This is a genomic window from Sphingomonas sp. 66-10, assembly GCF_001897045.1.
Taxonomy (GTDB): Bacteria; Pseudomonadota; Alphaproteobacteria; order Sphingomonadales; family Sphingomonadaceae; genus Sphingomonas; species Sphingomonas lycopersici.
The window spans coordinates 1-2,717 of record NZ_MKRR01000146.1 but is presented as its reverse complement, the minus strand read 5'-3'; the positions used below and the strand labels follow the sequence as shown (position 1 = coordinate 2,717).

Sequence of the window (2,717 nt, the reverse complement as noted above, 5' to 3'; positions counted from 1 at the left end):
ACAGAGCGTAGAACACTTTCGACAGGAACCGCCGTGGTTCGGCGTTCAGCGCGGTATCGGCCGGGCCGTAGGGGCGGAAATAGTCGATGTGGATGAAATGGTCTTTGGCGTGTTGCGCCGCCTCGGCCAGCGGCGAGATCGCCGGATCGTGGACCGGGAAGGGGTTCTCCAGCCCGATCACCGCGCGCACGCGTTCGGGGTGGCGCAGCGCAAGGTCGTAGATCGTGAGGATGCCGAAATCGAGCCCGACGAACACCGCCTGTCGTTCGCCGAGATGGTCGAGCAGCCCGATCAGATCGCCGACGGTGTGATCGACGTCATAAGCGCGCGGGTCGGCCGGCGCCTCGGTCTGTCCCATCCCGCGCATGTCGGGCGCGACGATGCGCCACCCGGCCGCGGCGAGCGCGGGTATCTGGCGGTGCCAGCTGAACCAGATGTGCGGAAAGCCGTGGCACAGGATGACCAGCGGGCCTTCACCCTGTTCGACATAATGCATGTCGATATGGTTGATGCGGGCGTAGCGGTGCATCCACGCGGCCATAATCAGCCCTCCGTCAGCGCGGGATAATCGGTGTAGCCCTCGGGGCCGGCGGCATAGAGCCCCTTGAGCTCGAATGGCGCGAGCGCGGCGCCCTCGCGGAAGCGGCGGACGAGATCGGGGTTGCCGATATACGGGCGGCCGAACGAGACCGCATCGGCGCGACCGTCGCCGACGATCTGCTGCGCCTCGGCGAAGTCGATGCTTTCGTTGAGGATCAGCTTGCCGCGCCAATTGGCCGCGGCGACCGCCACCCCGTCGACCTGCGGCACGTTGAGCCGGATCAGGTGGAGATAGGCGACGCCGAGCGGCGCGGCCGCCTGCAACAAGGCGGCATAGGTTTCGGCCGGGTCGTCGTCGTGGATGTCGTTGAACGGATTGCCGGGGCAGATGCGGAAACCGACGCGATCGGCGCCGATCGCGCCCGACAAGGCCTCCAGCACCTCTACCGTGAAGCGGATGCGATTGGCGACGCTGCCGCCGTAGAGATCGGTGCGCCGGTTGGTCCCGGTCGAGAGGAATTGCATCGGCAGATAGCCCGAGGCGCAATGCAGCTCGACCCCGTCGAACCCTGCCGCCAGCGCGAGCCGCGCCGATTGCGCATATTCCTCGACGATCCCCGCGATCTCGTGCGTTTCGAGCGCGCGCGGCATATCCATCTCGACCTGCCCGGCGCCGTCGGCGAAGATCTTGCCGCGCGCCTGCACCGCGGAGGGGGCGATCGTCTCGGCATCGGGATGCTTGTTGAGCCGGCTGGCGATGCGCCCGCAATGCATCAACTGGACGACGATCCGTCCGCCCGCGTCATGCACCGCATCGGTTACCGCGCGCCACCCGGCGGCCTGTGCCGCATTGTGCAGCCCCGGGGTGCGGCAATAGCCCTTGCCGGCCGCGCTCGGCTGGGTGCCCTCGGTGACGATCAGCCCGGCGCTGGCGCGCTGGCGGTAATATTCGGTCATCAGCGCATTGGGCACGTCGCCCTCGCCGGCGCGGCTGCGCGTCATCGGGGCCATCACGATCCGGTTGGCGAGCGACATCGCGCCGAGCTTTACGGGATCGAACAGGGTGGCCATCGTCAGCGTACCCGGACGCGCGGCGCCTCGGCGGTGCCACGCATACGATTGATGAACTGGTCGAGCGGCGCCGGTTCGGGCACCGGTCCCTCGGGCGCGCCACTACGCGCCCAGAATTCGCGCCACGAAGGGAAGAGTTCGTGGAACCCGCCTTCATAGGGTTCGCGCCCCGGCCAGCGCATCTTGCGGTCGCCGATCGGCGGCTTGTTGAGATCGGTCGCGTACCAATAGAGCGGCAGCCGGCGACGGAAATACCAGCGCCCGTCGATCCGCTCATAATCGTCGACATACATCATCTGCATGATCACCCATTCGGGGCCGGTCTCATGCTCGTTCTTCGAATAGACGATCCCGCGCGCGTGATCAGGATCGTCGAACTCGATGATGTGCCCGCCGATATGATGCGAGGTGCCGTTGAACTGCACCCGCATCGTCTCGTCGAGATAGGCGCGCAGCGCCTCGCGCCCGCTGGTTTCCCTGCCGACGCGGACATCGGCGGGGAACAGCCCGACCATCGCGTCCATGTCGCGCATGTCGAGCGCCAGCGCATATTTGGCGGGCAACTGGCGGATCGCGTCGAGCGATTCGAGCCGGTCGATCCGCGCGGCGAGATCGTCAGACAAAATACGAGCCTCCGTTGACGGTGACGACGCTGCCGGTGGCGTAGGAGGATTGGTCGCTGGCAAGGAACAATGCCGCCGCGGCGATCTCCGCCGGCTGCGCCATTCGGCCGAGCGGGACGGCGGCCTCCATCGCTTTCACCGCATCGTCAGGGACGCTTTGCATGATCGGGGTGTTGGTCGGGCCGGGGTGGATCGCGTTGACGCGGATGCCGCGCGGCGCGACCTCGCGCGCCAGCCCGCGGGTCAGCCCGACGATCGCCGCCTTGCTGGTGACATAATGGATCGGGCCTTCGCCCGACGCCGCCGAGGTGGAGGCGATATTGACGATCGACCCCCTGGTGCCGTCGCGCGCCATCAGCCGCAAAGCGGCGCGCGCGCACCAGAAGGCGCCGTCGAGATTGACCCCGATCACCCGCCGCCAGCCCTCGTCGGACATATGGATCGTCTGATCGGGATAGGCGCTCGGCGTCTCGCCGCGCGCTA

4 protein-coding genes are annotated in these 2,717 nt (G+C 67.4%); all 4 read right to left on the bottom strand.

From position 1 onward, the window contains the following. A partial coding sequence (locus BGN95_RS21635) for an alpha/beta fold hydrolase (protein ID WP_286773974.1) occupies positions 1-541 on the bottom strand: 541 nt, incomplete at its 3' end. A 2-nt stretch (positions 542-543) separates the two neighbouring features. Next, positions 544-1,611, bottom strand: coding sequence for an alkene reductase (locus BGN95_RS21630; protein WP_286773973.1), 1,068 nt, complete (start codon positions 1,609-1,611; stop codon positions 544-546). A gap of 2 nt (positions 1,612-1,613) precedes the next feature. After that, positions 1,614-2,234, bottom strand: coding sequence for a nuclear transport factor 2 family protein (locus tag BGN95_RS21625; RefSeq protein WP_286773972.1), 621 nt, complete (start codon positions 2,232-2,234; stop codon positions 1,614-1,616). Then, on the bottom strand, positions 2,227-2,717 hold a 491-nt coding region (locus BGN95_RS21620; RefSeq protein WP_286773971.1), incomplete at its 5' end, for an SDR family NAD(P)-dependent oxidoreductase. The genes BGN95_RS21620 and BGN95_RS21625, both read right to left, overlap by 8 nt.